We start from the raw sequence: 25,101 nt of genomic DNA, 5'->3' as shown, positions 1-25,101 counted from the left end.
TTTTATCTCCGACATTAAGATAAACCGGTGGTTTTTGCCCTATCATCGGGTGATTTACCTGTTGCAATGATATCTCCAACAAAGTGTTTAGAATAATTAGACCATTGCAACTAAATCTGTAACCTCAAATTGATTCAGTTTTAACAAGTTAGTGGTTAATTTTTGTTTGAAAAATGTCCTCCTAGTTGGCTGATACGAACCATGAGTTAGCCAATGATGCTTAAGAATAGTGCGCCCTAAAAATGAGTACTTGTAAAATTTTTGTTAATAAAAGATTGAAAGTACAAATTTTAACCTGTATAAATGCGAAATCATATGTAAAATATTATTTTATATATGATTTCATGGGGTTCAAAAATAACTCATACATAAAGAGGAACTGTAACAATATGAATTTCTTAAATTATAAACAATTATGGAAATGGTCATTAATGACTGTTTTCATCGCTATGCAAGGCACAGCTATGGCTACCCCGCAACAAGCTATAGAAATCATGTCCAAAGATGGTCACGGAGTATTTGTACATTTCGTAGAAAGAGATGTCGCTAATGTACCTTGGAATGATCGTATTCAAAATTTTGATGTCGTCGCGCTGGCAGATGTAGCCGAAGCGGGCGGTGCGAGTTTTCTGATGTTTACCCTAACTCATTGGGATTTAAACTTACCTTTTCCTTTGCCCGCGAATGCCTCCACTAATTTGCAGAATATATTCAGTGAACCCGATCGGACAGCGACCAGGGACTTAATGTCGGATCTTTACAATGAACTTAACTCCAGAGGCATTAAACTGTACTTTTATTTTAATGCGTTTGCTGATGGTGAAAGTGAAGCCTTTAAAGCTGCATGGGGATACCCCGATGGCGATTGGCTTAATAACGTTTATGAGCTAGTTGAGCTGATATCATTAGAATATGGAACAAAAGTAAGTGGCTGGTGGCTAGAAAACATGAGTCTTACTGCCAAACCAGGCTCTAGTGATATTGATCGAATTTTATTAGCTCAAAAGCTTAGAGCGGGTAACCCTGATGCCGTTATCGCTTATAACGTTGGTGGTCAGCAAGCCGGTCAAATTCCTTTTGCTAACGATGCTGCAATAGCTGGGATAGTAGATTACACCGGAGGGCATCTTAAAAACAAAAATCTAAATTACTTAAAACCCGTATCGAAATTTGATAGCAACGGCATACTCAATCACCGCGTTGAGCATATTGATAATATCGGTTGGTGGATTGATGCACTTCCTGAAGATGTACCTAGCTATTTTCACCATCCAAGATATGCAATGGACAATCTTTTAGAATATATGAAAGATACAAGGTCTGTTGGTGCGGTAATGAACTGGAATATGGCGCCTTACATTGACGGCAGCATCGATCCTAGAAGTGCGGCTCAAATGGAAGTAATAGGCCAAGTGATGCGTAAGGGTAAAGAATACGTTTCTAATACCGCTTCAAATATCGTCTATGTAAATTTCGATGGAGATATTAGCCAAACGTGGAATTCGGATCGAACCATTGCGTACTCTACTACTATTGGCGCTACCGCCACTTTCTCATTTAATGGCTCACAAGTTGAAATTTGGGCGAAAAAGAGTTCGACTGCCGGTAACTGCGAGGTACTCATCGATGGTGTTAGCCATGGTACTCATAGCCAGTACAGCTCATCTGACATATTTCAACAGAAAGTCTTCGACAGTGGCATGATGGCTTCAGGCAGTCATACGGTTCAGTTGAAAAATTCGGTTGGGGGCACTGGTTGTCATCTTGATCACATCTTGTACACCCCTGAGTTACCCACCAAAGTTGATGGTGCTCAATTTACCTACGACAGCAATTGGAATTCACGGACACGTAGTGCATCTTATAACGATACAATTCATTACACTAGAAGCACTGATGCTTCGGCCACCTACACTTTTACAGGAGATAAGTTTCAAATTTTCTCACAAGTTGGTCCCGATGGTGGCAAGTTTGATGTGTCTATTAATAATGAAGTAGTAGCGACTGTTGATACCTACACGCCAAGTTATGTTCACCAGCAATTAGTTTTCGCTAGCGAAATTTTGGTTCCGGGAGAGCATGAAATAAAAATCACCGCGAGAGCCGACACGAACCCAGCTTCGAACAATAAATATGTTCATCTAGATTACATACAAGTGAATGAAACATTACCTAATGGTTATGTGATTGACGCCAACCACCATGATATTGATTATGATGCTGGATGGAAATATCAAGAAAATGACGAGGCATATTCCAATACGGTTTATTATTCGAATACGACTAATACAACAGCAACCTATACGTTTAATGGATCTGGGGTAACTGTGTATAGCCGAAAGGGTAAGAACCACGGGGATTGTAGAATTGAAATTGATGGTAATGTTGCTGACACTGTAGATACTTATCACCCGTCACACCAGCACAAGGTTAAAATCTTTGAAGACTTAAGCTTGAGCACTGGCAATCATACGATTGAAATCTATCCTACGGGTACTCATAACGCTAGTTCAGGGGGCTATTACTGCGTTCTGGACCGAATTGAAGTTACGCCATAATTCAACTTAGAAAATGGACGTTTACTGGGAGCAAAGCTAAACCTTTTCTTTCAGTAAACGTCTTTAATTTTTGAAAAATATATTTTTGCTATTTTAATTGTAGAAGGAAGGAATTATTGGACTTGTTGGGATTTTATAACTCAATGAAGATGGAAGTAATCTCCACTCACGTCACTCTATAATTTACAGACTGTTAACGAATACTCCTTAAAATACACGGCCACAACTCTATAAATGTTGATGTGTACATTGACGAATTGGTGAATTATCCCTTTCCTAAACTGCGTGGATGCATACAACAGCATAAGTGAATCAGTTTGATGCCTGCTTAAGTGTGAGCTTGGTGTTGATTGAAAGGTAATCCAAAGAGTAGTAGTTCCTTAGGCTATATAGAGCTAAGGAACCACTATATTGCGAGTGTTGTATTATAGGTTTTTTGCGTCTTAAGTTTAATCCTATGGAAAATCAAATGCCCGAAAATATAGCTTAACTGGTGTGTTCAACAACGATTTGGGTTTGTGTACCTAGCTTTTCAATACCCAACGATATTTTATCACCCACATTAAGATAAACCGGTGGTTTTTGCCCTAAGCCCACGCCAGGAGGTGTGCCCGTTGAAATAACATCGCCCGGTTGTAAACTCATAAACTGACTTAAATAACTCACAATAAAAGCGGGCTTAAAAACCATAGTGCGACTGCTACCATTTTGATAACGCTTACCATTCACCTCTAACCACATATCTAAATCGGTAGGATCACCGACTTCGTCACTGGTCACCAGCCATGGGCCTATTGGTCCAAAGGTGTCGCACCCTTTACCTTTGTCCCATTGGCTACCGCGCTCTAGTTGAAAACTTCTTTCTGACACGTCATTACATACACAATAACCTGCTATGTGAGATGCAGCTTGTTCCTCTGTAACATAGCTGGCTTCTTTACCAATAACTAAGGCCAGTTCTACTTCCCAGTCCATTTTAGTACTGTTTTTGGGTTTAATGATATCGTCGTCTGGACCACAAATAGCGCTGGTGGCTTTGGTGAATACTTCGGGTTCGGCTGGCAACGCCATTCCTGATTCAGCTGCGTGATCACTGTAATTCAATCCAATACATATAAATTTACCCACCTTAGCAACACAAGGGCCGATACGAACGCCTGCAGGTACTAAAGGCAGGGTAGTGATATCTAGCGTTTTAAGCTTGGCTAAATTTACCTCGTTAAGTACTTGTCCATCAATGTCGTCAACTATGCCTTCAAGGCTACGGATCTGATCATTGTCATCAACAATACCTGGCTTTTCTTGACCGCTTTGGCCAAAACGCACTAATTTCATTTATTACTCCAATACATATTTAAATTATTTCATTCTTGGTCAGGTTAATTTAGTTATTTAAGGTGACAAAACCACCATCAATGGGAAAGTTAGAGCCTGTGATAAAAGAGGCTTCATCAGAGCACAAGTAGGCGACCAACCCAGCTATCTCATCAGCTTGGCCCATACGACCAATCGGCTGACTTTTTGACAACTTATCAAACATTTCGTCACGGTTTTCTGGATAGTTTTTATCTAAGAAATTATCCACAAAAGGGGTATGTACCCGTCCTGGTGCAATACAATTACAGCGAATACCATCATTCACATAATCCTTAGCCACAGAATATGTCATGGTTAACACTGCACCTTTGCTCATTGAATAAGCAAAGCGATCTGCGATCCCCACTGAAGATGCAACCGACGCCATGTTTATTATTACCCCACATTTGCGGGCTTTCATGGAAGGTATGGTGGCTGCCATAGCGTTATACACACCTTTTACATTTACCTGATAGAGGCGATCTAGATCGGCTTCACTGGTGTTTTCTAAATTACCAACATGGGCTATACCCGCATTATTGATGAGAATATCAATCTGCCTATCCTGCAAAATATCGTTAATGATTTGCTGTACGTTGTCATGATCAGCTATGTTGCATGGGTGAGCACTGGCTGAGCCATTTTCCGATTGAATTAAGACGACTGTATCTTCTGCTGCTTGCTCGTCTAAATCCAGTACCAATACGTGGGCACCAGCGGCGGCTAATCGCAGACATATACTTCTGCCAATGCCACTGCCACCACCTGTAACTAATGCTGTTTTATCGGTTAAATTCTGCTTCATAGTTGACCTTTTATTTCATAGATGAGGTGAAGGACATCTCATCTAAATGCTGTAATTGATAAAATTTAATGGCCGTTTTTGACCAAATCTGTGATTTTTCTTCTTCACTGGATTGGGCTAAGAAGGCTTCAGTTAAACTCACCCATTCTGTGTAATCTGTGGCTAAATTTAATACTGGCCAATCGCTACCCCACATCAGTCTCGTGGCTCCAAATGAATTCAATAAATGACGCATATAGGGCACTAAAATATCAAAATTAGGGTTATATCCCGCCTCGGTCACTAAGCCTGACAATTTACAGTACACGTTAGGCTTTTCTGCGAGTGCTTGGATGTCTAGCGCCCATTGCTCAAACTCAGCCCCTTGGATATTAGGTTTAGCGGCATGGTCGATGACAATTTTCAGTAAGGGGTAGCGTTTAACCAGTGTTAATAATTGTTTTAAATGCCTGGGTTTAACTAATGCATCAAAGCACAATCCAAGTTCTATCAAGGTTAAGAATGCAGGTTCAAGAGCAGGGTTCAGCATCCAGTTATCATCCACAATATCTTGGATCATAGGTCTGACGCCTTTAAAATAAGGATTGTTTGATAACCGTGCAAGTTGAAAGGGGGCATCTGATTCTTGCATATTGACCCAGCCAACTACCCCAGCAATAAAGTCAGTATTGTTGGCCAAAGACAACATGTATTCAGTTTCTGCAATATCAGGTGCGGCTTGTATTAACACTGATTTATCAATGCCTGATTTTCTTAACTGAGGACGTAAATCTTCAGGTGAAAAATCTCGGTATATGGCGCCCATGTCTTCGGTTAGCCAATTGTAATAACCAAGTTCTCTTTTCCAAAAGTGTTGATGGCTATCAATTCGCATTTTCAATACTCGATAATTTGGTGATCGCGGGTACAGGGGCGTCTTCACTAAGTAAATTGGCGGTTTTTAAACTTTGCCAAAATTCACTAGGTATGGATTGATTAAATAGGTCGATAGTTTTTTGTATACGAGAGACGTTACCTAATCCTGGAATGACTGAGACGACACTTGGGTGAGCCAATGGAAATTGTAATGCAGCGGCGGCTAACGTGACTTGATAGTCATCACAAATAGTTTCGATTTTGGCCACTCGTTCAATTATCTCAGCAGAAGCAGGCGCATAGTTATAATTGGCAATGCCTTTGCCTCTAACGCCTGTCGCTAAAATCCCTGAATTATATGGCCCGCCTACAATAACCGAACACTGACGTGTTTGGCATTTAGGTAAAAAGGTTGTTAAAGATGCTTGTTCTAACAAACTGTAACGTCCGGCCAATAAAAAACAATCCCAATCACCATGATCCATGGCTTGTTCACACACTTGGTATTCGTTCACTCCTAGTCCAATTGCCTTTACCAAGCCTTGGCTGCGAAGCTCATCCATTGCTTTATATCCACCTTGCATGGCGATGGGGAAATGTTTGTCATTTTCAGCACCATGAGTATCACGGCCAATGTCGTGCATATACAGAATATCAATTCTATCTAATCCCAAACGCTGCAGACTGTCTTCGAAAGAGCGCATTATGCCGTCGTAACTGTAGTCATAATGAATATCAAAAGGCATAGGTGAGACAAAACCATGACGTTCTTTAGCATAACCAGCGGGTTTTAGAATACGACCTACTTTGCTTGAAAGTATATAATCTTTGCCTTGCAGAGGGCGTAACAAATCGCCTGTGCGTCTTTCACTTAATCCTTGGCCATAATGGGGCGCAGTATCAAAGTGACGAAAACCTGCTTGCCAAGCAGCATTCAATACTGCTTTAGATTCATCATCACTGATACTGTGGTACAAATTGCCTAGGGGGGCACAGCCAAAACCTAAAGTATCAACTTTTAGATCTGTCGTTGCGATTTGCTTTTTGGGTATCTGTTGCTTTAATAGTGGAGAATTTTGCATCGTATTCACTCTATTCATGCTTGACCAAAAATTGCGGTAAGTCTGCGACCGAAGAGCAGCCCAATTGATTCATCACTTGTTCAAGCTGCGTCTTTAAGCAATTAATAGTGTGTACACCGCCTTTATTGCCCAGAGCACCCACACCATATACAAAAGGGCGGCCTAAAAAGGTGAAATCTGCACCACAGGCGAGGGCTGACGCAATATTGGTCCCAGATCGTAGGCCACTGTCCATAAATATTTTAATATCTTTGGCGTATTTGGCAGCCGCTTTTTGTAAAGGAGCAACTGGCGACTCACCTGCATCCAACTGGCGGGCACCATGGTTTGACATCACTACGGCATCGGCTCCTAAGGATATAGCTGCAGCCACGTCATCTTGGTTAATTAGGCCCTTAATAACCAGTGGACCTTGCCAAAAGTCACGAATAGGTTTCAGTCCGTCAATGTCCACTCTGCCCATTACGGTTTTATTCATAAAAGCGGCGAGTTGGTCAGTGGGCATGCCTTTAGGCATGTAAGGCTTGAGTGTTTGCATTTCAGGTTTACCGGCGAGCGCGGTTTCGTATAACCAGCGCGGACAGCTCAGCATTTGTAAAATATTGCTTAAGGTCATTTTAGGAGGCATCGCCAAACCGTTTTTCATATCTCGTGGTCGATACCCAAAAGTCGGCACATCAACGGTGACTACTAACACTTTATAACCGGCCACTTTTATTCGATTAAGTAAATCTTCTCGAATAACGCTATCGGTTGGATTATAAAGTTGATACCAGGCTTTACCTTCAGATATTTCCGCAATGGTTTCTAACTTGGCAGAAGACACAGTGCTAAGCACATAAGGAATGTTTAAATCGGCCGCTGCTTTAGCCAAAATTTCTGGCGCTTTAGGCCACATTAACCCTTGTAACCCTATTGGAGCGATGCCAAAAGGGGCAGAATACTTGTGCCCAAATAGCTCAACTGACATATCCGATTTTTCAAAAGGTTTTAAAAGCTGACTGCGTAACTGCACCGCTTGAATAGCATCTCGATTTCGCAGTAAGCCAATTTCATCATGACAACCACCTTCAAGGTAATCAAAAGCAAAGCTGGGTATACGCTGGCGCGCTCTTTGTTTTAATGATTTTACATCAGGTAATTGTGGGTCAAAAAAATCATTCATCAGGAGGCTATCTTATCTACTTTGTTAAGACGTTTTTGCCATTCACTTCCTGTTGGGTAGGTGAAGGCAGCGACACTTTTTTCGAACATTTCAATGCTGTAGCCTGGTTTGCTTGGAGCAACATAAGCCCCATCTTTGATCACGCAGGGATCAGTAAAGTGTTCATGTAAATGATCAACAAACTCAACCACACGATCAGTTAAATCTGCCGAAATATGTACATAGTCAATCATAGATAGGTGTTGTACATATTCACACAAACCTACACCACCTGCATGAGGGCAAACGGGTTTGTTATATTTTGCGGCCAGCATATAGACGGCTAATATTTCATTAACACTTGCCAGTCTGCAAGAATCAATCTGCACAATATCGATAGCATCATTAGCAATAAATTGTTTAAACATGATCCTATTGTGACAATGCTCACCTGTTGCCACTTTTATGTCACCAATATTTTGCTTAATCTTTTTATGTCCATATATATCATCTGGACTGGTAGGCTCTTCAATAAACCAGGGTTTCACATGAGCAAGTTGGTTAGTCCAATTAATGGCTTCATCCACTTCCCAAATTTGATTGGCGTCAATCATTAGTTTTGTCTCGTCACCAATGACTTGCCTAGCAATTTCACAACGCCTAATGTCACTTTTTAGATCTTGCCCTACTTTTAATTTTACATGTTTAAAACCTTGCTCAATGGCTTCTTCACAAAGTCGTGCAAGCTTTTCATCGCTGTATCCTAACCAACCAGCAGATGTGGTGTAGGAAGGATAGCCATTTTGTTTTAAATATTGAATTCTCTGCTGCTTGGTAGCATGATTTTTGCTGACTATTTCCAAGGCTTCTTCTTTCGTTAACGCGTCGCTCAGATATCTAAAGTCGATGCAGTTAACAAATTGTTCTGGATTCATATCCGCTAATAGGCGCCACAGTGGTTTATTTTCGGCCCGTGCCCACATATCCCATACTGCGTTAACAACTGCACCAATCGCCATATGAATTACCCCTTTTTCAGGGCCAAGCCAGCGAAGTTGGCTGTCTGAACGTAGGCAATCGTAAAAATGATTAATATCTTTAATGATATCGTTAAAGTCTTTACCTATAACCAAATGTTTCAACGCTTCAATAGCTACGCAGCAAATATCGTTGCCTCTGCCTATGGTAAAAACTAAACCGTAACCTTTATTACCTTGTTCAGTTTCTAAACATAAATAAGCAGCAGAATAATCTGGATCTTTATTTATGGCGTCTGAGCCATCTAATGATTCTGAAGTTGGAAAACGAATGTCGTGAGTTTCCAGTGAAATAATTTTGTTTGTTTGACTCATAATCGCTCTTATTTATATGTGAAATTAAAACTCGCATATGAAATTAGCGGTTTGTTGTTAAAATGTCAACAGATTAGTGGTAACTGTTGAATGGAATATTTAGGCAGTTGTTATCTAAAGGTCGCCACTTGTTCTCTTTATGAATGTAACGCAGTATTATAGTTTTACAGTTGCACATGATTTTCATGCCCAGCACAGAAGGAGTAATTAATGACAAAACAGGTTGAAAAAGAAGAGCCAGGAAAACGTAAAACATACAGTGCTCCAGCATTAGAAAAAGGGCTGGATATTATGGAGTTGCTGGCTGTAGAAGCAGAAGGTTTAAACATCTCAGAGATTACCAAAAAACTTAATAGGTCGGTGGGAGAGTTATTCCGGATGTTGGTGGTGCTACAACAGAGGGGATATGTATCACTAGAGCAGGGTAGTGATAGGTATACCCTCACACTTAAAATGTTTGGTTTAGCCCATCGTTTTCCGCCTGTTAAAAGGCTGACGAGTGTGTCTGCACCTGTTTTGCGTAGGTTGTCATATGATATCGAACAATCTTGCCACCTTGTTATTTACTATGAAGGCAAAGGGCATGTAGTAGTCCAACAAGACTCGCCTTCTGAAAGGGTGTTTAGTGTGCGATTGGGGGCAGAAGCGCCGTTAATGAATACCTGTTCAGGGCATTTGTTATTAGCATTTTCTGATGAATACACTCGTAAACAAATGTTAAGTCGTATCCCAGTTCACCACCCTAATGAAGACGTTTTAGATATTGATAAAATGGTTAGGAAGGTGTTGAGTCAAGGTTATGAAAGTATTCATAGTGCCCAAGCTCAGGGGATCCAAGATATTGGTTATCCAGTGTTTGATTATCAAGATCAAGCTGTTGCCGCTTTAATTGTGCCTTTCTTTGAATATTTAGATGGGTCTCATCAAACTGTTGCAGAAGATGCTCATAGTACAATTAAACAAGCCGCTAGAGATATTTCAGTGGCATTAGGGTACGACCCAGGATAAAAGTCATAAGACTTCCGTCGTTGTATTCATTGCTTAAAAATAGTTCTAATCCTGACCAACTCAAATCCACTAAATTTTATTTATTAATACTAGTTGTTAACTTTATTTTTAAGGGCTGGTCTTACAGCTCTTATTTATGGGTTGGTTTTGAAGTTATTGTATATAAAATTCAATTCCACATGTGAAATGTAGTTGCAGTTGTAAAATAAATGTGAGATTCTCTACCTCGTTTTGTAAATGTAAATATTTTTTTTGCTGGTGAAAAATGATTTCCCCCGCTGATAATTGACATAACTAAGTGGATATAAACACATGAAACTAACAACTAGTACAAGCAGTTATAAAAAGAATAAAATCACAAAAGTGATGAATACTACTTTCACTGGCTTAGCTCTTAGTACGCTAATTTTTACTAATCCAAGCTTTGCTCAAGAAAATGAAGATGATGTTGAGGTCATCCAAGTTTCTGGGATAAGAGGTAGTTTAGAAAAAGCGACTGAAGTTAAACGTTCACTTAGTGTGGTTGCTGATGTTATATCTGCTGAAGATATTGGTAAATTTCCAGACCAAAATTTAGCAGAATCACTGCAACGAGTTAGTGGCGTGCAAATTTCTCGTAATCGAGGTGAAGGATCAGATGTTACTGTTCGTGGTCTTAGTCCTGACTTTACTCGTGTTCAGTTTAATGGACGTACATTGCCATCCGCCACAGGTGGTCGTAGCTTTGATTTTACTATTTTGCCTTCAGATTTTGTAAGTGCGTTAGAAGTCTACAAAACGCCGTCGGCAGATATGGAAGAAGGTGCTTTATCAGCAACAGTTAATGTGCGTACTCCTCGCCCATTAACATCGGCTGAAACATCTTTGGTGACCAGTATTAAAGCTGTTAGAGAAGATAATTCAGGAGAGACCAGTCCTGATATTTCCGCTTTGTATAACTTTGTTAATGACGATAAAACCTTCGGTATTACTTTAGGTGCGCATTATGACAGTCGTTCAGTAGAGTCACATATATATGAGGCATTTGGCCTAGAGCCTGGTAGCGAAGGGAGTCGAGGACCTACTCCTACTCTTGATTATAATTTAGATGGCGATACAGATGATTCATTTCGATTTAACCATGCCACTAATTTTTCCCAGTTAAGTGAAGAAAGAGAGCGTACTACCTTATTAGCCACTATGCAGTTTCGTCCTAGTGCTGATACCGATATTTGGCTCGAAACCATGTATTCGGAATTCGATATTGTAGGGGCGTTACCGCTTAATTCATTCCGTTGGACCAATGTATTAGGTTCAGTGGTGGACAGCGATATTGTTACCGACTCATTAGGCTCTGAAGGTTTGATTCAGCGCCTAGAAATAGCGGGTGTTGATAATCGCAATAATGCACGTACTACAAACTCTAATGATAAGTTGACTTCTTTTTCATTTGGAGCAAAACACACAATAAATGAAAATTGGGAAATAGAGGCTGAATTGTCTCATGCTAAGTCAGAAAACGTCATTTCAACTTTATCTCTTGAAGTTATCGGTAGAGCCAATGCTTATTACGATTTCAGTAACGATTATGGCGGTGTACCTGAAGTGGGTTATTCTGCAGGGTATGATCCACTAGATGGCAGTAGTTTTCGTTCAATAGGCGTTAACGGTAATCTTGATCGGCCCACAGAGGATACTAGCACCGATTTTCGAATTGACGTAGATCATTCAGTCGACTGGGGTATGGGCATTTATAGTCTTGAATTTGGTGCGAAATACACCGCTCGTGAAAAATTTAATGGTTTCAGGAGTTTAGGTGTTAGTGCCGAGGTGTTGGCCGGTTTATTGGGCGAAACTTATGACCCAACAATCGAAGGTGGAAGCTTTGATGCTAGTGCTTACATGACTGCATATAATCCAAGTGGTTTCTTTGATGGTTATGGTGGGTCCGCAAGCTACCCAAGCCAGTGGTTATCTGCTGATGTAGGTAAATTGTTAGATACTGTTTCTTTGTCTACATTGGTGTCAAACGGTACCTTGACTGAAGGCGGAGCCAGTGAGATTAATGTTAAAGAAAACGTATTAGCGGCTTATGCGAAAGTAAATTTTGAAGGTATGAATGACCGTCTTACCGGTAACTTTGGTATCCGGGTTGTTTCGACAGATCAGGAATCCTCAGGGAATATTCCAGACTTTAGTACAATTCGTTTTGACCAAGGTGGTGCGCAGACCTTTGTTGATACTAGTGAAAGCTCTGTTAGCCGTACTTATACCGAAATATTACCTAGCTTGAACATTAAGTACGATTTAACAGATGACGTGTTATTGCGCTTTGGTGCCGCTCGTGTGATGTCGCGTCCGTCGTTGAGTGTTTTATCACCAGCAACGACTATTAATGTGAATGTCAGAACGATTAATTCAAGTAACCCTGACGTTGACCCTTTCTTAGCTGACCAACTGGATTTCTCTGTTGAATGGTATTTTGAAGAAGGTGGAATGTTCTCGATTGCTCCTTTTGCCAAATTCATCGATTCTTTTGTGGTGGCTTCTACCAACCAAGAGCAAGTCACTTATAGTGATTTAGATGGTGGTAATTCTGTGACAAGTACCTTTACTCGTTTTTTACCAGACAATGGTAAAGGCAGTGATTTAACCGGTATTGAATTTAATTGGCAACAACCATTGGACATGTTAGTTGAAGGTTTAGGATTTGCTGCCAATTACACTTTGGTAGATGCTGATAAAGTACAAGCTTCTGAAGATGGTCCTTTACTTACTTTAGATGGCCTTTCAGAGACCAGTTACAACCTAGTTGCTTATTACGAAAACGACGTCTTTGGTGCTCGTTTTGCTTATAACTACCGCGATGGTTTTGTAAATAATGGCACAAACTATTTTGGAGATGGTTCGTTCACTGACGAATACAGTCAGTTAGATTTTTCAGCCAGCTATAACGTGACCGAAAATGTATCAATTGATTTTGAAGCACTCAATATAACCGATGAAGTTTTAATACAACTCAATTCAGTGGGCATAAACCGCGGTTTGGAAGATGTGGGTAAACGCTTCACATTAGGAGTGCGTGCTAAGTTCTAAAGCACTTAATTGAACTTATGGGGCGTTTTAATTGCGCCCCATTTTTACGTCTTGATTCACACAAATATGGGTAAGGTAAGTATGAGATTAGTATTTTTGACTTTGATCGTGACAGCAATAACAACTTTGGTTAGTTGTTCAGAAACTAAAGATGTGGCCACTGAAAGTCAAGTATCTCAAGTCCCCAGAATTTTAACTGTGGGCGAAGTTTCATCTGATTATTCTGATTTAGCGGATGCGATAGAGCATAGCCGCACTTTACTTAATACTAAGCAGTCAGTGAAGATTGAATTAGCTGCAGGCACCTATTATTTAAACCAAACAATAGTGCTAGACGCACAATTTTCAGGAACGGCCGAGCAACCTTTTGTGATTGCAGCAAAAGAGAATGCCCAAGTGATTATTAGCGGTGCCAAAACAATTGAGTTGAATTGGCAACCTTATACCGAACAAATATTCCAAGCTAAAATTAGTGACCTAGAATTTACCCAGCTTTATATCAATGGCGCCTTACAACCTATGGCTAGGTATCCTAATTTTAACCCCGATGTAGCAATTTTTAATGGTTATGCAGAAGACGCAATAGCGCCTGAGCGCATTGCAACATGGTCAAATCCCGTTGGTGGCTTTGTTCATGCACTACACGAAAGCCGTTGGGGAGATATGCATTATCAAATTACTGGCCTAAATAGCGATAAAAGTTTGCAATTAGAGGGGGGCTATCAGAATAACCGTCGTTCACCTATGCACCTGACATACCGTTTTGTAGAAAACATATTTGAAGAGCTTGATGCCCCTGGGGAATGGTTTTTGGACAAAGCGAATAATACGCTTTATTTTTATCCCCCTAAAGGTGTAGATATTCACCAAGCAAAAGTAGAAGTGCCGCAACTCGATAACTTGATAGAACTGCGTGGTACTCAAAGTCAGCCGGTTAAACATGTACAAATTAGTGGTATTCAATTTAGCCACACCCAGCCTACTTTTATGCAAACTAAAGAACCACTTCTACGCAGTGACTGGGCGATATATCGAGGAGGTGCCATTTTGTTAGATGGTACTGAAGATATCCAAGTGAATGATTCAAAATTTAGTCAATTGGGTGGCAATGCTATTTTTGTCAGCAATTATAATCGTTTTGCCAAAATATTTAATAACCATATCCATGATATTGGGGCCAGTGCCGTGAGTTTTGTGGGCAACCCAAGTGCAGTTCGATCACCTAGTTTTGAATACCATGAGTTTGTTTCAGAAACAGACTTAGATTTTCAGGTTGGACCTAAATCCGACCAATATCCAAGCCAATCGTTAGTTGATAACAACCTTATTCATGATATCGGGTTAATTGAAAAACAAGTGGCGGGTGTGCAGTTGTCGATGACATCTGAAATCACTGTAAGTCATAACTCGATTTATCGCGTTCCAAGAGCCGGTATTAATGTAAGCGAAGGTACTTGGGGGGGGCATATTATTGAATACAACGATGTGTTCGATACAGTGTTAGAAACCGGTGACCACGGTGCATTTAATTCATGGGGACGAGACAGGTTTTGGCACCCAGACCGAGCGAAAATGGATGACATAAATCAACGTAATCCAGGTATGTACCTTTTAGATGCAATCAAACCAACTATCCTCCGTAATAATCGTTTCCAATGTGATCACGGATGGGATATTGATCTTGATGATGGCTCCTCAAACTATGAAATTTACAATAATGTCATGCTCAGCGGTGGTTTGAAATTGCGTGAAGGTTTTAAACGTATTGCGACTAACAATATTATTTTGAATAACTCCTTCCATCCTCATGTGTGGTTTGAAAACAGTGAAGATGTGTTCACCCACAATATTTTGTTATCTGGGCATAAACCAATTTTGAATGATTATTGGGGCCAGCAGATTGATCACAATTTGTTTGTGAATCAAGCCGATTTAGAGGCCGCACAGGCTTTAGGTTTAGATAAACATTCAAAGTATGGTGAACCACAATTTGTCGCTCCAGAGCAAGGAAACTATCAACTGGCAGAAGGTTCATTAGGGCTTAAATTAGGTTTTGAAAATTTTCCAATGGATCAATTTGGTGTCCAAAATGATGCGCTCAAAGCGTTGGCTGAAACGCCTAAAAGTCCAGATCTATTTCTTGCGGCTGAAGATAGTCAGGTTGGTAAAACCTATGAATTGTTAGGAGCCACACTTAAATCGGTGGAAACTTTGGGTGAACAATCGGCATTAGGTATCGCAGAAATAGCCGGTGCTATGGTACTGAAAGTTGACCCTAACAGCAAAATGGCTGTTGCAGGTATACAGACCTCAGACGTTATTTTAGAAGTAGTTGATAGTCAATTTGGTGGCAGTGACAAAGTGCTAGGCGTGAACGAGCTTCTTGCCTCTTATCAGTCAAGAAAATGGCGCGGTGTGTTAGAAATAGTCATCTCACGAAACCAACAGCTACAGTCGGTCTCTATTAACTTGATTGACTAAAGTAATAATACTGAATTTCTATTTTTTACTTACTAAGTACCTAGTAACAATATGGTTAATATCGCGATATTTGGAGTTATCATGAACGTTTATTCAAATCAAAAGATTACAAAATATATATTAAGAGTAATGGGGGGCGTTTTATTAGTATTAGGTCTAATTTCTAGTGCATCAGCTAAAAATGTAAAACCTAATATTTTATTTATTTTGACAGACGATCAAAGTTATTCTGCATTGGGAGCTGCCGGTAATCATGAATTAGAAACACCAAATATTGATCGGTTAGCTCAACAAGGAACGCAAATAACTCACACATTTAATCAGGGATCATGGTCTCCTGCTGTTTGCGCCCCAAGTCGCGCAATGATTAATACGGGAAGAAATCTTTATAGTACCGGCATTACTGACGGTACTTTAAAACTCGAAAAAAAGACGTCATACCTTTTGTGGGGAGAGACGTTTAAACAAGCGGGTTATGAAACATTCTTGACTGGAAAATGGCATGTCTCAAAAGAAGCGCTACTTCGTAGCTTTGATCTAGGTACCGCCATACATGAAGGGGGAATGACTTATGACCAATACAACGCCAGTATGGTTGACTTGGATAGAAAAACTCACAAATTATCTGAGGTATACCCATCGATAAAGCACAGTAGCGAAATCATTGCTGACGCAGCTGTGGAGTACCTAGAGAAAAAACCGGACGTTAATGATAAGCCATTTCTAATGTATGTGGGTTTCTTAGCGCCACATGATACAAGGCAATCTCCGCAAAATTACGTTGATAAATACCCACAGGAGTCTATTCCCTTACCGAAGGCATTTAAAAAGCAAAATACGGTAGATCAGGGCGATTTTTGGGTTCGTGATGAAGTGCTACTTGATATCCCCCGTAAACCAGATGAAGTGAAACAGTTTATTGGTGAGTATTACGCCATGATCAATCATATGGATACACAGGTAGGGCGTATATTGGATTCACTAGAGAAGTCTCCCTATGCCGAAAATACCATTATTATTTTTACCTCAGACCATGGATTGGCCGTGGGTAAACATGGCTTATTAGGTAAACAAAATCAGTATGATCATTCTATTCGTGCCCCTTTTATTATTGCAGGTAAAGGAATAGATAAAGGCCAAAAAATTAAGGGTAATATTTATCTTAATAGTGTATTTCCCACTACCGCTGAACTGGCAGGTATTGAAGTACCAAAATCTGTCCAAGCCTCAAGTTTTATGCCTTTGTTAAGGAAAGAAAAAGATTCCATGAATGAGTATATATATGGGTCTTATCGTCATTACCAACGCATGGTGAGAAGTGACAACTTTAAACTCATATATTATCCCGTCATTGGTCAAACACAGTTATTTGACCTTAAAAATGATCCGGACGAATTGCATAACCTTAGTGCGAAGCCAGCCTATAGAAAGCAATTGACGATGTTGCAAGACGAACTCTTGAAATTGATGACTGAACTTGAAGATCCAATAGACTTGGAAAATCCAGTTATTAGCTTTGAAAACGCCGGATACTCGACAGATGTATGGAGAAAAGGTGTTTAATAGTGAAGTTTCGGATGTATTAACTTTTGTGAAATCAATGGTAGGTAGTAGGTAAATGCAATCGTTTAAAACTTTATCAGCGGCTAGTGTTGTCAGTTGGCTATTATTAACTGGCACTCTGTTTAGTATCAGCAGTTGTAGTCAAGTTATTGAAAATTCACCTACTTCTCAAATTGAGTCACACCCTTTGGCTGACATGATAAGCAATGGTAATGACCTACAAAAGTTAAATCCGAATATCATTATAATTATGACCGATGATCAAGGTTACGGTGATATTGGTGCTCATCAAAATCCGGTTATTAAAACCCCGAATATTGACAAGCTTGCTAAACAAAGCATTCGTTTAACCAATTTTCATGTAGATCCCACTTGTTCTCCAACACGTGCTGCACTTATGACTGGTAAGCATTCTATGCGAGCGGGAGTGTGGCATACCGTTATGGGGCGTTCGAATTTATCTGCAGAACATGAAACCATGGCTGAAATATTGTCGGAAGCCGGGTATAACACGGCTATTTTTGGTAAATGGCATTTAGGTGAAAATTATCCATTTCGTCCTCAGGATCACGGATTTGATACTGCGATTATCCACGGAGGAGGTGGGGTCGGTCAGTCAGGTGATTATTGGGGAAATACACAATTTGACGATACATATTTTCGAAATGGTCAGCCTGAAAATTTTAAAGGTTATGCGACCGACAATTGGTTTGATGAGTCTATTCGTTATATTCGTGAGCAGGCTACTTCACCTGCACCATTCTTCGCATATATTTCAACTAATGCTCCACACACTCCTTGGCGAGCACCAGAGTCTGAAGTGCAGATATATCGTGACTTAGGACTACCAGAGCCTATGGCTAGATTCTATGCAATGATTACTAATATCGATAAAGGCGTTGGAGAAATAAGATCTGAGCTTATAAATTTGGGAATTGATGACAATACCCTGCTGATATTTATGACAGACAATGGCACCTCCTCTTTACGACCTGAATCATCTATGTTTGGTGATAATGACCCTGAAGAGTTTTTGAAGTCGTTTAAATCGGATCCACGTTATGCAAACTGGGTCATTAACGCTGGAATGCGTGGCTATAAAAATGAAGTTTATGACGGGGGGCATCGAGTGCCTTTCTTTATTCATTATCCAAAAGGCAATTTTGGTTCCCCCCGAAATATTGCTAGTTTGACCGCTCATTTTGATGTGTTGCCAACTTTGATAGATTTGTTGGATATTGCGTCCAATAAGAGTGATCCAATTAAAATGGATGGAGTGAGTTTCTTACCCATTTTAGAAAATGAGTCTAAAACAATTGATTCGCCATTTTATGAAAATAGAAAGATTGTTATTACTAATCAGCGTGTAAATATCCCCAGAATTGGTCGTCCTATGGCGGTACTTAGTCGTGACTGGCGCTTTATATCAGAGCGGGATTCAGGTCTTGAAGAGCTTTACAATATTACTGAAGATCCTAGTCAGACTAATAACCTAATATCTAATTATCCAGACATTGCTCAAGAGCATAGAGCTTATTTAGAACAATGGTGGACTGAACTCACTCCAGATATTGGTGGGCAAGTGTTACCCATTGTCGGTAGTCCCTTTGAAAACCCAGTAAGATTAAATGCTAATGATTGGGCTGACGCCGAATCTACTAGTCAAATCGCTTGGTACCCAGGATTTAAAACACTATTTTTGGATGACTCACACTCTGGTTGGATCCATGACCCGAGTAGTTATGAGCCTTTGCCATGGAAAGTACAAGTTGAAAATACTGGGGAATATCGTATTCGCCTCTTTATGTATGACAAGCCTGCTCAAAGTCCCATCGGTAAGCAATTTGCGTTTCTTAATATCAATGGTAAAGAATACACCCATTACATAGGTGCTGAAGCATCTGGAGTTGAGTTCCGTGTAAAACTCGAAAGAGGACCTGTAAAAATATTAGGTTGGTTTACTAATAATTCTGACCCTAAGTTAACAACAGATAGGCTACCAGCTTTTTATGCCTATGTTGATTACCTCAATTAACCCCAGCAAATTTAAAAATAAAAACGAAGAAAATAATGATAAATAATAACCGACAGGAAAGTGTGATGTCTAAAATCCCAGTAGTTGCAAAAGAAATGATTGTTCCCTTTATTCTGGTCGCCATGCTTTTTCCATTATGGGGCTTTGCCAACGATGTCACTAATCCATTAGTTAAGGCTTTTAAAGATATTTTCTTAATCACTAATGCGCAAAGTAGTTTAGTGCAGTTTGCTTTCTACTTAGGGTACGGAATTATGGCGTTGCCAGCGGCGATATTTATTCGTAAATATTCCTATAAGTCTGGGATTTTATTGGGCCTTGCTCTTTATGCTTTAGGTGCTTTGTTGTTTATTCCTGCTAGTGTGCAGCAAGAATTTAACTATTTTTTGGCGGCATTGTGTATTTTGACTTGTGGTTTGGCACTGCTGGAAACCACGGCTAATCCCTATGTTCTGTCGATGGGTGACCCAGCTACTGCCACTAAAAGGCTCAATTTAGCCCAAGCCTTCAATCCTATTGGTTCCTTGACCGGTATGTTTGTCGCTTCAACTGTGATTTTAAATAAACTGCAAGTTGAAGAGTTTCGTGCTGCCGAGCGAGCCGCTCACCCAGAATATGCTGAAATGTTGCCAAGTGTCGTGGATGGAAAACTGACAACTGCGCTAAGCGAATTTGCTGTGAATCAGCCTGTTGCCCATCAGGCCATGCAAGCCGCCGACTTAGTCACAGTGCGCGGCCCATACATTGCTATTGCAGCGGTAGTGGTCTTGCTATTTTTGTTGTTTTTGTTCGTTAAGTTACCTAGTACTATTTCTCATAACAGCCCACTTACGCTAAAGGAGTTAGGCGCTACATTTAGACGTTTATTTAGTAATGGCCGTTATATTGAAGGCGTAGTCGCACAGGCTTTTTATGTTGGCGCACAAATAATGTGTTGGACCTTTATTATCCACTACGGCATGACTGCTGTGGGTCTTACAGCATCAGAAGCCCAGGGTTATAACATTGTTGCTATGTCACTGTTTTTAGTCAGCCGTTTTGTGTGTACCTTTTTGCTCGGCTTTATCCGTCCTGGACATTTACTTATGCTGCTAGCGCTAGCTGGGATTGTGTTGGCATTGGGCACTATATTCTTGGACGGTATGCTTGGCTTATATTGCTTAATTGGAATTTCTGCTTGTATGTCGTTGATGTTTCCAACTATATACGGCATAGCTTTAAAAGATTTGGGCGATGATGCTAGTTTAGGTTCAGCTGGTTTGGTCATGGCGATTGTTGGCGGAGCGTTGATGCCACCGCTACAAGCGGCATTGATTGACGGTGCCCCTCTAATTGGCGCAATCCCATCTGTAAAAACCTCATTCTTGTTGCCCTTATTATGTTACGTGGTGATTGCAATTTATGGCTATCGCGCCCATCACACTTACAAGGCTTAATTTATGGATAATCAGCGTTATTGTCTTTCCCTAGAATTACAAGATGATGATGAATTGATTCATCAATACGAGCAGTATCATCAGCCAGGAAATGTATGGCCCGAAATACTCGACAGCATCCGTGAATCAGGCATTGAAAATATGCAAATTTTCAGACTTGGTACACAATTGGTCATGGTATTGGATGTGGCCCCACACTTTAGCTTTGAAGCTAAAGCGAAGGCAGATGGTGCTAACCCCAAAGTGCAGCAGTGGGAGCGGTTAATGGAGCGTTTTCAAAGAGTTGATTCGACTCAAGCAAATGCTGGAAAGTGGCAAGTCATGGAGGAAATATTTCAGCTTGATGCTCACTGAAGCACAACAGTAAACATGACAGGGGGAAATTTATTATTTAATTTCCCCCTGTCACACCAATCCGAATAATGTCATTTAAGATCCCGCGCGCATACGTATTCATCTATCTATTTTCTGGTTAGGACTTTATCTTTTACACAGTTTGTTAATTTTTTGTATTGATACATTTATCAGATGTGCTCAACATTGCGCTCCTCTGTATAGCGAAGTCTTATAAGGAAACAGAATGCTCAAAGATACTATTTGCTGGCCTTTGATTCGGCGCATTGCCGTACTTTTATGCTGTAGTTGCTTTTTTCAAGCTTGTTCACCGAATTCAACAAAGGGTAAAAATTTAGCAGAATCTTTCGTAACAGGTGATGTCTCTGATGTTAAAGCCATGCGTTCTACTTTAGATGGCGAGAGTAGAGTGATTAGTCTTAAGCTTGGTAATGATATTACAGCAGCTTACGACACTAAGCATTCGGTTCTGTTTAAATTGTGGCATGGAAATTTGGACCTTACAGGGGCCGTATTTGATCAAAAACATGGCCCCCAACCAACTGCTATGGGCCAAGCTTATGTATTGAGTGGTCAATCAAAATGGTCGATTGAGGGTGGCAATGTTACCTATGTTGGACATCAAATTTATGCGGGTAAGGTAACGTTATTATACCGAGCAAAAGGCACAACAAATGCTGTTCAGTGGCAAGTAGACATAAAAGAGACGCCTATGGCCTCTTTGTCTGAGTCTGGCCTTGTATTTAGTAGACAGTTTAATGTGTCAGGTTTGCCCGCCAACCTAGATTTAACCTTGGATAATCTTAGTCCTTCCAATACTCAGCGAACTTCTGGCGCAGCAATCTATGATGAAAGGATAAAAACCTTATTTTTGGCAAACGGAGAGTCAACTTTTAGTCAGGAATATAATGGGATAGTAGAAATATCTTCGCTACAGGATGGATCACAGAACGAATTAGAACATCCTGGTTTGGTTTTGATTAATAATAGCGATTGTGTGGGATGCCATAATGCAGAAGTCAAAACCGTAGGGCCATCCTATCAAGCCATAGCTCAACGTTACGCTTTTTTGAGCGGTGCAAGAGAGATGCTGAGTCAAAAAATTATTCAAGGTGGAACAGGACGTTGGGGGCAAATACCTATGACGCCTCATTCACAACTAAGTGAATCTGATGCAGGACTCATGCTTGATTATATTTTTAGCTTAAATCAATCTGACAATACAACTGCCGATGCTACTGATATTTTACTAGGGCTGCCCGCAGTGCCTGTAGCGTTAAGCAATAAAACCCCTGAATTTAAGGAAGGTATGTCAGGTGTTTATGTTTATCAACATAACTTAGTTGATAACACTGCTGATATTGAAAAAACACGTAAAAATGCGCCTTCATTGGGTGGTTTAGTGTCGCAGATCCATCTTCCCAGTGAGGATGATTTTCGGCCAACTAATCGCAACTTTATGTATCAAATCAAAACACACTTGAACCTAAAAGAGAGTGTGCACACGCGACTAAGATTGGTGTCAGATGATGGTTCATATCTGTATTTAAACGGCGAACGAATTATTGATAATTGGGGCGCTCACGGTCCAATTGCCATAGACGCTGAAGTGCAGCTTGAGCCAGGGTTACATAGTCTTGAGATCTTTTACTATCAAGGTGGTGGTGGTGCGTCTCTTTCGTTGCAATGGTTGGACCCAGCCACACAAACCTATGAACTTATTCCTGCTGCCATGTTGCAAGTACAGCAACAAGATCTGCGGGAAGTGGTGGCAGTATCAACAGACCCTAACTTAGTTAAAAGCATTGCTGGTGATAAAATGGAAGTGGCGGGTGTGCACCCTTCATTTGATCTTAGCCAAGCTAGGCCAGACGCATTTCAACCTATGGTTGGAGGGATTGATTTTCTTGACGACGGTCGCATGGTGGTGTCGACTTGGGATCCTGAAGGTTCTGTTTATTTAGTAGAAAATTTCCATGCTGCGCCAGATGACATAAAGGTAAAACGTATAGCCTTAGGTTTGGCCGAACCGCTTGGTGTAAAGGTAGTCGATGGAGAGATCTACGTATTACAAAAGCAAGAACTGACGCGTTTAGTCGATACCAATGGTGATGATATAATTGACCGTTATGAGCTAGTTTCTAATGATTGGTCTGTCACTACAAATTTCCATGAATTTGCCTTCGGTTTAGAATATCAAGACGGCTACTTTTATGCCGCCTTTGCTACCGCGATTTTACCCGGTGGTGCCAGCGCAAGCCCACAAGCGTCGAGCCGTGGTAAAGCAGTTAAAATATCTAAAGATAGCGGCCAAGTGGAATTTATTGCCCAGGGTTTGCGCACCCCTAATAGTATTGGTCGTGGTATCGGTAACCAATTGTTTATTGCCGATAACCAAGGCGATTGGGTGCCTGCCTGTAAAATTGTCGAACTCTCGCAAGATGCTTGGTATGGCTCACGCTCGGTGGATTTTGAAGGCACCGCTAACCTAGAAGAAACGCTGCCAGTTGTATGGTTACCCCAAGGTGATATTGGTAACTCAGCTAGTCAGCCTGCACCTTTAAACGTTGGCCCTTATCAAAATCAAATGATCCATGGAGATGTGACTCATGGTGGAATTAAGCGGGTATTTGCCGAGCGGGTAAATGGTCGTTTGCAAGGTGTGGTGTTTCGTTTTAGCCAAGGATTAGAAGCCGGAGTTAATCGCTTGCAATGGGCGCCAGATGGCAGCCTTATTGTGGGGGGCGTAGGTAACCCAGGCAATTGGTCACACTCAGGTAAAAAGTGGTACGGACTACAAAGCCTTAAATATAATCAGCAAAAAACTTTTGAAATGTTGAGTATTAGCGCCCACAGTGACGGATTTGAAATAACCTTTACTGAAGCCATAAAAGAAGGGCGTAAAATTCAAGCCAGTGATTTTGAAATACAACAATATTATTTCGAGCCTACTGCCGAATATGGCGGGCCCAAAAAAGGCCTTGAGGATCTTAATATTCAAGACATCTCCGTTTCAGCAGACCGCACAAAAGTACAAATAAAACTTGCTGGTTTGAAAGAAAAACACGTGGTGTATTTTAGAATTAATCGCGCTTTTGAAAGCCAAAACGACCATGAATTATGGACCACGGAAGCTTGGTATACCTTAAATGCCATTCCCACTGACAAACCACTTATTCTGAATAAGAACTACTCGGTTGCAAATAATACTCTCACAGAAAATGAAAAAGCCGCTGGTTGGGAATTACTGTTTGATGGCAATACCCTAGGGCATTTCAGAAACTATAACAGCGAAGCTATTGGCAGCCGCTGGCGAGTGGAAGATGGTACTTTGCACTTCGGGGGTAAGGCAGCAGATGAAACCAGCTGGCAGGCCAAAGAGGGCGGTGACATAGTTATTACATCCAAGCCACTAGAAAATTACGAGCTAAACCTAGAATGGAAAATTCAGCATGGTGGCAATAGTGGCATCATCTACAACGTAAAAGAGCGCGCTGATCTCGAGTTTCCTTTTCTTTCAGGAACCGAAATGCAAATACTCGATAATCCTCACCATTCAGACGGCCAAATTGTAAAACATCGAGCAGGGGATAACTACGACCTAATTGAAAGTCGCGTTGTCAGTGTTTTGCCTGCAGGTTATTGGAACCAAGTACGGTTAATAGTCAATAAAGGGCGGGTTGAACATTGGTTGAATGGCTATAAAGTGGTTGATGTAAAAATGTATACCCCCGCTTGGGAAGCTTTGATTGCACAAAGTAAATTTAAAGATTGGGAACACTTTGCCAAAACGCCCGGAGGGCATATTGTACTCCAAGATCATGGTGATAAAGTGTGGTTTCGAAATCTAAAGTTAAAAGAATTGTAATCTGATACTAAGTCGCAGCATTTCTTTAATTGCGTAGATAGAGTGAAATAGTGCTATTATGTTTGGCAAATCTTTACTGCCTTAGCTTGAATTCTGATGAGTTGAAGCCTTTCGGGTAAGCAGACATTT

The 25,101-nt window shown here is 40.6% G+C and carries 15 protein-coding genes; 9 read left to right on the top strand and 6 right to left on the bottom strand.

Going from position 1 to position 25,101, the window contains the following annotated elements; genetic code table 11:
* The first annotated feature begins 389 nt into the window (after positions 1-389).
* Entirely contained in the window at positions 390-2,558 is a 2,169-nt protein-coding gene (locus tag AAC000_RS10600; RefSeq protein WP_339722522.1) for a hypothetical protein, read from the top strand.
* A 486-nt stretch (positions 2,559-3,044) separates the two neighbouring features.
* On the opposite strand, the gene AAC000_RS10595 is transcribed toward AAC000_RS10600, so the two are convergent.
* The 6 genes from AAC000_RS10595 to AAC000_RS10570 are packed head-to-tail and all read right to left on the bottom strand — an operon-like array spanning position 3,045 to position 9,152.
* Positions 3,045-3,893 (bottom strand): fumarylacetoacetate hydrolase family protein, encoded by an 849-nt coding sequence (locus AAC000_RS10595; RefSeq protein WP_339722520.1) that lies wholly within the window; start codon positions 3,891-3,893, stop codon positions 3,045-3,047.
* 49 nt (positions 3,894-3,942) lie between these two features.
* The gene (locus AAC000_RS10590) at positions 3,943-4,719 is read right to left on the bottom strand and encodes a glucose 1-dehydrogenase (protein WP_339722518.1); all 777 of its coding nucleotides are present in this window, start codon (positions 4,717-4,719) and stop codon (positions 3,943-3,945) included.
* 10 nt (positions 4,720-4,729) lie between these two features.
* Complete coding sequence (locus tag AAC000_RS10585; protein WP_339722516.1) at positions 4,730-5,593, bottom strand: amidohydrolase family protein; 864 nt, start codon at positions 5,591-5,593, stop codon at positions 4,730-4,732.
* A complete protein-coding gene (locus tag AAC000_RS10580; protein ID WP_339722514.1) occupies positions 5,583-6,656 on the bottom strand; it encodes an aldo/keto reductase in 1,074 nt (357 codons plus the stop codon). The genes AAC000_RS10585 and AAC000_RS10580 overlap by 11 nt, the downstream gene beginning before the upstream one ends.
* A gap of 10 nt (positions 6,657-6,666) precedes the next feature.
* Positions 6,667-7,821, bottom strand: a complete 1,155-nt coding sequence (locus tag AAC000_RS10575) for an alpha-hydroxy acid oxidase (RefSeq protein WP_339722512.1) — start codon at positions 7,819-7,821, stop codon at positions 6,667-6,669.
* Entirely contained in the window at positions 7,821-9,152 is a 1,332-nt protein-coding gene (locus AAC000_RS10570; protein WP_339722510.1) for an L-fuconate dehydratase, read from the bottom strand. Before AAC000_RS10570 ends, AAC000_RS10575 begins: the two co-directional genes overlap by 1 nt.
* A gap of 210 nt (positions 9,153-9,362) precedes the next feature.
* On the opposite strand from AAC000_RS10570, the gene AAC000_RS10565 reads away from it, so the two are divergent.
* The 8 genes from AAC000_RS10565 (at position 9,363) to AAC000_RS10530 (ending at position 24,972) form a co-directional block, all read left to right on the top strand.
* On the top strand, positions 9,363-10,160 hold the full coding sequence (locus AAC000_RS10565) for an IclR family transcriptional regulator (RefSeq protein WP_339722508.1): 798 nt from the start codon (positions 9,363-9,365) through the stop codon (positions 10,158-10,160).
* A gap of 312 nt (positions 10,161-10,472) precedes the next feature.
* Positions 10,473-13,235, top strand: coding sequence for a TonB-dependent receptor (locus tag AAC000_RS10560; RefSeq protein ID WP_339722507.1), 2,763 nt, complete (start codon positions 10,473-10,475; stop codon positions 13,233-13,235).
* 81 nt (positions 13,236-13,316) lie between these two features.
* Positions 13,317-15,716: a PDZ domain-containing protein gene (locus AAC000_RS10555; protein WP_339722506.1), complete on the top strand. Its 2,400-nt coding sequence runs from the start codon at positions 13,317-13,319 to the stop codon at positions 15,714-15,716.
* A gap of 81 nt (positions 15,717-15,797) precedes the next feature.
* Positions 15,798-17,279, top strand: a complete 1,482-nt coding sequence (locus tag AAC000_RS10550) for a sulfatase-like hydrolase/transferase (protein WP_339722504.1) — start codon at positions 15,798-15,800, stop codon at positions 17,277-17,279.
* Positions 17,280-17,334: 55 nt separating this feature from the next.
* On the top strand, positions 17,335-19,314 hold the full coding sequence (locus AAC000_RS10545; RefSeq protein ID WP_339722502.1) for an arylsulfatase: 1,980 nt from the start codon (positions 17,335-17,337) through the stop codon (positions 19,312-19,314).
* A gap of 65 nt (positions 19,315-19,379) precedes the next feature.
* The gene (gene fucP, locus AAC000_RS10540) at positions 19,380-20,750 is read left to right on the top strand and encodes an L-fucose:H+ symporter permease (protein ID WP_339722500.1); all 1,371 of its coding nucleotides are present in this window, start codon (positions 19,380-19,382) and stop codon (positions 20,748-20,750) included.
* Between the two features lie 3 nt (positions 20,751-20,753).
* Positions 20,754-21,104: an L-rhamnose mutarotase gene (locus AAC000_RS10535; protein ID WP_339722498.1), complete on the top strand. Its 351-nt coding sequence runs from the start codon at positions 20,754-20,756 to the stop codon at positions 21,102-21,104.
* A gap of 226 nt (positions 21,105-21,330) precedes the next feature.
* Complete coding sequence (locus AAC000_RS10530) at positions 21,331-24,972, top strand: family 16 glycoside hydrolase (protein ID WP_339722496.1); 3,642 nt, start codon at positions 21,331-21,333, stop codon at positions 24,970-24,972.
* The last annotated feature ends 129 nt before the right edge of the window (positions 24,973-25,101 follow it).

It is taken from the genome of uncultured Paraglaciecola sp., from assembly GCF_963977085.1.
GTDB lineage: Bacteria > Pseudomonadota > Gammaproteobacteria > Enterobacterales > Alteromonadaceae > Paraglaciecola.
This window is presented reverse-complemented; position numbering and strand designations above follow the sequence as displayed.